The organism is Terrabacter aerolatus (genome assembly GCF_007991735.1).
GTDB classification, from domain to species: domain Bacteria; phylum Actinomycetota; class Actinomycetes; order Actinomycetales; family Dermatophilaceae; genus Terrabacter; species Terrabacter aerolatus.
This window is the reverse complement of the sequence record NZ_BJYX01000003.1, coordinates 285,782-292,654: the sequence shown is the minus strand read 5'-3', so window position 1 is coordinate 292,654 and position 6,873 is coordinate 285,782. Positions and strand designations below refer to the sequence as shown.

Genomic DNA, 6,873 nt, shown 5'->3' with positions numbered 1-6,873 from the left:
TGAGGACCGTCCGTCCTTCGAGCGCCGCGACGACCGTGGCGGTGACCGCGGTTTCCAGCGTCGTGAGGACCGTCCGTCCTTCGAGCGCCGTGACGACCGTGGCGGTGACCGAGGTGGTTTCCAGCGCCGCGACGACCGTGGCGGTGACCGCGGCGGTTACCAGCGTCGTGAGGACCGTCCCTCCTTCGAGCGTCGCGACGACCGCGGCGGTGACCGTGGTGGGTACCAGCGGCGTGACGACCGTGGCGACCGTGGTTTCCAGCGCCGCGAGGACCGTCCGTCCTTCGACCGCCGCAGCGACCGCCGTGACGACCGCGGCTCGGACCGCTTCAGCGGCCCGGCTCCGGTGAGCTTCGAGGACGCCGAGGCCGAGCGCATGGACGCCGACAACTGGACCAAGGCCACGCGTGCCGACATCTCCGACGGTCCCGTCGACGTCGCGGCCGACAACGGCTTCGCCGCCCTCGGTCTGCCCGAGCGGATCGTCGAGCGCCTCGCCCGCGAGGGCATCACCTCGCCGTTCCCGATCCAGACGGCGACGATCCCCGACGCGCTGGCCGGCAAGGACGTCCTCGGCCGCGGCCAGACCGGCTCCGGCAAGACCCTCGCCTTCGGCCTGCCGCTCATCACGCGGCTGCTCGAGGGCCAGGCCACGCGCCGTCCGCGCAAGCCGCACGCCCTCATCCTCACGCCGACGCGTGAGCTCGCGATGCAGATCTCCGACGCGCTCGAGCCGCTCGTGCACGTCGCCGGCCTGCGGCACAAGCTCGTCGCCGGTGGCCTCAGCTACACGACGCAGATCAACGCGCTCAACAAGGGCGTCGACATCCTCATCGCGACCCCGGGCCGTCTCAACGACCTGCTCGAGCGCGGCGCCGTCGAGATGGACGACATCTCGATCACCGTCCTCGACGAGGCCGACCACATGGCCGAGATGGGCTTCATGGCCGAGATCACGACGAGCCTCGACAAGATCCCGGCCGACGGCCAGCGCCTGCTCTTCTCCGCGACGCTCGACCGCGGCATCGACGCGCTCGTCGAGAAGTACCTCACCGACCCGGTGACGCACTCGACGAACGACGCCACGGCATCCGTCGAGGGCATGGACCACCACGTCCTGCTCATCGACCCGCAGCACAAGAAGGTCATCACGGCCGAGGTCGCGAACCGCGAGGGTCGCACCGTCGTCTTCTGCCGCACCAAGCTCGGCGCCGACCGCATCGCGCTGCAACTGCGCGAGCAGGGCGTCATGGCGGCGGCCCTGCACGGTGGCCTCAACCAGGGCCAGCGCAACCGCGTGCTCGGAGCCTTCCGTGACGGCACCCTCCCGGTGCTCGTCGCGACCGACGTCGCGGCCCGCGGCATCCACGTCGACGACGTCTCGGTCGTGCTCCAGGTCGACCCGCCGGCCGACCACAAGGACTACCTGCACCGCTCGGGTCGCACGGCGCGAGCCGGCGACAAGGGCACGGTCGTGACCCTCGCCCTGCCGCACCAGCGCAAGACGATGGAGCGCCAGCTCAAGGACGCCGGCCTCGAGATCTCGCCCGTCCGGGCGACCCCCGGCGACGCGATCATCGCGGCCACCGGTGCGACGACGCCCAGTGGTGTCGCGATCGCCGAGGACGAGTTCCAGCGCCTCATCGCCGGGCCCAAGCAGCACCGGCGTGGTCCGGCCGGACCCCGTGGTCCTCGCCAGGGGCAGCGCGGCGGCTCGCGCCCGCACCACGGTGGCGGCCGCGACGACCGTCGCGGGCAGCGTGGTGACCGCGGCGACGGTCTCGTCTCGCGCTGGGGCGGCGACGAGGAGCGCGGCGGTCGTCGGGGCGCTCGCTTCTGAGCGGTCTCCGGTGTGGAAGGCTGGGCCCGTGAGCTCGACGTTCCACACCGGCCGCCTCCTCGTGGCGACGCCGTCCGTCGGGGGTGACGTGTTCCACCGATCCGTCATCCTCATGCTCCACCACGACGACGGCGGCGCCCAGGGCGTCGTCCTCAACAAGCCGCTGTCGGCCGAGGTGGACTCGGTCCTGCCGGGCTGGCAGCGCGTCGTCACCGCGCCGCACGTGCTCTTCCAGGGCGGCCCGGTGTCGACGTCGTCGGCGCTCGGCCTCGTGACCGTGCCCGGTGACGAGCCGGAGCCGCTCGGGGTCAAGCGGCTGTTCGGCTCGATCGGGCTCGTCGACCTCGACGTGCCCACCCCGGTCGTCGCGGCCGAGCTCGCGGGGCTCCGCATCTTCGCCGGGTACTCCGGCTGGGAGTCGGGTCAGCTCGAGGGCGAGGTGCTGCGCGGCGACTGGTACGTCGTCGACGCGGAGGTGCGCGACGCCTTCACGCCCGAGCCGGAGCGGCTGTGGCGCGAGGTGCTCCGGCGTCAGCGTGACAGCCTCGCCTACGTCGCCAACTTCCCCGACGACCCGACGATGAACTGACGTGACCGTGCCGGAGCCCACGCGCCCCGCGACCGAGGAGGGTCCCGAGATGCCGATGTCGACCAGGCGAGTTGCCTTCGTCGACAGTGGTCTCGGGCTCCTCGGCTACGCGGACGCCCTGCACGCGCTGCGGCCGGACCTCGGTCTCGTGTTGTCGCTCGACCCCGACAACATGCCCTACGGCCCCCGCACTCCGGACGAGGTCCGACAGCTGATCCTCGCCTCGGCGCGCGCCACGCTGCCGTTCGAGCCGTCGGCCATCGTCGTCGCGTGCAACACCGCCTCGGTCCACGGCCTCGATGCCCTCCGGGCCGAGCTCGAGCCGGGCGTCCCGGTCATCGGCACGGTGCCGGCCATCCGTCCTGCGGCGGCCTCGGGTGGCCCGGTCGCCGTCTGGGCCACCGCCGCGACGACCTCGAGCGACTACCTCAGGGGCCTCGTCGACGCCTTCGCCGCCGACGTGCCGACCCATGCGGTGGCGGCGCTGGGCCTGGCCGAGGCCGTCGAGTCCGGTGACCTGCAGGCGATCGACGAGTGCATCGCGTATGCCGCGTCGCGCACGCCCGCCGGGGTGCGCTCGCTCGTGCTCGGCTGCACCCACTACGGCCTCGTCGTCGACCGCATCCTCGCGGCTCTGGGGCCTCACGTCACCGTGCACGACTCACCGGTGCCCGTCGCCCGCCAGACCCTGCGCCGCATCGGGCTCGATCCCGACGCGGCGGCCCCGGAGGCCGGCGTGGAGGCGGTGCTCGTCAGCGGACGGCCGTCCCACCTGCCCGACGCCTGGGCCTCCTACCCCGCGGGGCGGCGCCTGCTGGCGGCACCCGTCGTGGAGCGCCGGGCCGGCACGAGCCGCTGAACGAGGGTCAGGCCGCCGCCGTCGGGCAGCGTCCCCGTCGTCCCCGTCCCTCGTCGACCGCCGTAGACTTGCCGCATGAGCACGATGCCTCCCGACCCGTTCGAGCCGGAGCCCCTGCGCGGCACGAGCACGGCCACGATCGAGCGTGAGGAGGTCCGCGAGGAGCTCCAGGAGCCTGGCGACCACGAGCGCTTCTCGCACTACGTGCGCAAGGAGAAGATCCTCGAGAGCGCCCTGTCCGGCGAGCCCGTCGTGGCCCTCTGCGGCAAGATCTGGGTCCCCGGTCGCGACCCGCAGAAGTTCCCGGTATGCCCGGTCTGCAAGGAGATCTACGACGGCCTGCGCGATCCACAGGACGGCGGCGACGGCGACCAGGGTGGCGGCGGCGGGGAGTCCTGACCGCACCGGTCCAGGCACCGGTCCACGGCCCGTGTGCCGGGCCCCCCCCCCGCCTCGTCGAGCGTGCCCGGCGGGCCTGCGCTTTCCTTAAGGGTTCTTTACTCGCCCCGGCTCCGCCACTGACGGTCACGTACCTACAGTCGCTGGGATCGGCGCCTGACCGGGCGCCGTGTCGGACGAGAAAGGTCACCCCATGAAGCTCCGCTCCCTGATGCTCGCGGCCCCCCTCGCACTCGCCGCGGTCTCGCTCGGCGCGCCCGCCCACGCGGCGCCCGTGCTCGACGGTCGCGGTGGCCCGTCGTGCCTCGACCCGGCTGCCGTCGGAGCCGTCGGAGCCCGTGGCACGCACGGTACGGCCAAGGACCCGCACGAGCTGAGCGAAGCCCAGGTGCGCGCCAACGAGGCAGCCCTGACCCGGGCGCTCGCGGCCAAGGGTCTGACCCGCGACTCCTCGGGCAAGGTCGTGACCGCGGGACAGAAGGGCAAGCCCGGTAGCGGCGGCGGCAGCTTCGCCGCCACGACCGTCAAGGTCTACTGGCACACCATCACCAACGGCACCCAGGGGGCCGTGAGCAGCAGCGCCATCAGCAGCCAGCTCAGCGTGCTCAACAACGCCTACTCGGGCACGGGGCTCAGCTTCACCCTGGCCGGCTCCGACTCGACGAGCAACTCGTCCTGGTACACCGTGACGCCCGGCTCGGCCGCCGAGAAGAGCATGAAGAGCACCCTGCGCAAGGGCACGATGGCCGACCTCAACCTCTACTCGGCCAACATCGGCCAGGGGCTGCTCGGCTGGGCGACCTTCCCCAAGAGCACCTACGACGCCATGGACGGCGTCGTCATCCTCACGGCCTCGCTGCCCGGTGGCAGCGCGACGAACTACAACCAGGGCGACACCGCCACCCACGAGGTGGGGCACTGGGTCGGGCTGTACCACACCTTCCAGGGCGGCTGTAAGGGCAACGGCGACTACGTCGACGACACGCCCGCCGAGGCGAGCGCCGCCTACGAGTGCCCGACCGGACGCGACACGTGCACGAGCCCCGGGCTCGACCCGATCAAGAACTTCATGGACTACACCTACGACTCGTGCATGAACACCTTCACCGCGGGTCAGGTCAACCGCATGCAGGCCCAGTGGACGGCCTACCGCGCCGGCCACTGAGCCCGGGGACGAGCACCGCGCAGGGCCGCGAAAGCGACTGAGCGGCATATCATCCAGGTCGAGGCCCCGCTCGCAGGCGGGGCCTCGGCATGTCGCCGCCGGGGATTCGTTACGGTGGGCTCTCTATGAGTTCAGGGGCCGCCTTCCACCTCCCACCCGCCTTTCCGGAGCGGGCGGCCTGGGGTACCGCCAGCAAGCTCCGGGCGTGGCAGCAGGAGGCTCTGGACCTCTACCTGGGCAAGGGGCCGCGCGACTTCCTCGCGGTCGCGACGCCGGGCGCCGGCAAGACGACCTACGCCCTGCGCGTGGCCACCGAGCTGCTGAGCGCCGGCATCGTCTCGCGCATCACCGTGGTGGCCCCCACCGAGCACCTCAAGACCCAGTGGGCCGACGCCGCGGCCCGCGTCGGCATCAGCCTGGACCCCAAGTTCAGCAACAGCGTCGGCCGGCACAGCGACGACTACCACGGCGTAGCCGTGACGTATGCGCAGGTCGCCTCGCGTCCCTCGCTCCACCGTGAGCTGACGACGTCGCGCTCGACCCTCGTCATCCTCGACGAGGTCCACCACGGTGGTGACGCGAAGAGCTGGGGCGACGGCATACGCGAGGCCTTCGAGCCCGCGACCCGACGGCTCTCGCTGACCGGGACCCCGTTCCGCTCGGACACCTCACCCATCCCGTTCGTCACGTACGAGCTCGACGCCGAGGGCACCCTCGTCAGCTCGAGCGACTACACCTACGGCTACGCCGAGGCGCTGCGCGACGGCGTCGTGCGGCCCGTGCTCTTCATGGCCTACGGCGGGAGCATGCGCTGGCGCACCAAGGCCGGCGACGAGCTCGAGGCCCGCCTCGGCGAGCCGATGACGAAGGACTTCGTCGCGCACGCCTGGCGCACGGCGCTCGACCCCAAGGGGGAGTGGATCCCGGCCGTGCTCGCCGCCGCAGACCGTCGCCTCACCGAGGTGCGCCGGCACGTCGAGGACGCCGGCGGTCTCGTCATCGCCTCGAACCAGACCCAGGCGAGGGCGTATGCCGCGATCCTGCGCCAGCTGACCGGCGAGGCTCCCACCGTCGTGCTCTCCGACGACCTCGGCGCGAGCAAGCGCATCGAGGACTTCGGGGCGAGCGACGAACGGTGGATGGTCGCGGTCCGCATGGTGTCGGAGGGCGTCGACGTCCCCCGACTGGCCGTCGGCGTCTACGCCACGTCCACGTCGACGCCGCTCTTCTTCGCCCAGGCCGTCGGGCGGTTCGTGCGGGCCCGGCGCCGCGGCGAGACGGCGTCGGTGTTCCTGCCCTCGGTGCCCGTCGTGCTCGACCACGCGTCCCGGCTCGAGGAGCAGCGCGACCACGCGCTCGACCGCAAGCCCAACCCCGACGACATCGGTCAGATGTGGGCCGAGGAGCAGGCGCTCATCGACGACGCCAACCGCGCCGACAAGGCGAGCGGCGCGCTCGACGAGGGCTCGTTCGAGGCGCTAGAGTCCGACGCGCACTTCGACCACGTCCTCTTCGACAAGCAGCAGTGGGGCATGCACGCCCAGGTCGGCTCCGAGGACGAGGAGGAGTACCTCGGGCTGCCCGGACTCCTCGAGCCCGACCAGGTCTCCGCGCTGCTGCGAGAGCGGCAGAGCCGGCAGGTCAGGAAGGCGCCCCAGGGCGCCGCGGCCCCCATGCCGGTCGCCGCCCACCGGGCCCTGGCCGCGCAGCGCAAGGAGCTCAACAAGCTCGTCTCGACCTATGCCCGCCAGAAGGGCCTGCCGCACGCCAACGTGCACATGGACCTGCGCCGCGTGTGCGGCGGTCCCGACCTCGCGGCGGCGTCGTCCGACCAGGTCACCGAGCGCATCGACAAGATCCGTCTCTGGCTCGTCGGCCGTCGCTGACGGTTCACGATCCGGACGCCTGCTCGCCCCAATACGGGCGAGATGTCGCGTTAGGGTCTGCCTTGCGCCTCGGGGGAGAGCCGCGCACCTGTGACACGGGAATGCTCCGATCGAGCACCGGACAGACAAAGGACG

6 protein-coding genes are annotated in these 6,873 nt (G+C 72.1%); all 6 read left to right on the top strand.

The genetic code is table 11. The annotated features are described in order from the left end of the window. On the top strand, window positions 1-1,840 hold a 1,840-nt coding region (locus TAE01_RS05175), incomplete at its 5' end, for a DEAD/DEAH box helicase (RefSeq protein WP_246111148.1). Window positions 1,841-1,868: 28 nt separating this feature from the next. Continuing rightward, a complete protein-coding gene (locus TAE01_RS05170) occupies window positions 1,869-2,429 on the top strand; it encodes a YqgE/AlgH family protein (RefSeq protein WP_147064069.1) in 561 nt (186 codons plus the stop codon). 1 nt (window position 2,430) lies between these two features. Continuing rightward, window positions 2,431-3,288 carry a glutamate racemase gene (locus TAE01_RS05165; RefSeq protein ID WP_246111147.1) on the top strand — a complete coding sequence of 286 codons (858 nt, stop codon included), beginning with the start codon at window positions 2,431-2,433 and terminating at the stop codon, window positions 3,286-3,288. A gap of 75 nt (window positions 3,289-3,363) precedes the next feature. Beyond that, the gene (locus TAE01_RS05160; protein ID WP_147064067.1) at window positions 3,364-3,687 is read left to right on the top strand and encodes a DUF3039 domain-containing protein; all 324 of its coding nucleotides are present in this window, start codon (window positions 3,364-3,366) and stop codon (window positions 3,685-3,687) included. Between the two features lie 193 nt (window positions 3,688-3,880). Next, window positions 3,881-4,852: a zinc metalloprotease gene (locus tag TAE01_RS05155; RefSeq protein ID WP_147064065.1), complete on the top strand. Its 972-nt coding sequence runs from the start codon at window positions 3,881-3,883 to the stop codon at window positions 4,850-4,852. A 125-nt stretch (window positions 4,853-4,977) separates the two neighbouring features. Then, window positions 4,978-6,738, top strand: a complete 1,761-nt coding sequence (locus tag TAE01_RS05150) for a DEAD/DEAH box helicase (protein WP_147064062.1) — start codon at window positions 4,978-4,980, stop codon at window positions 6,736-6,738. Window positions 6,739-6,873 lie beyond the last annotated feature (135 nt).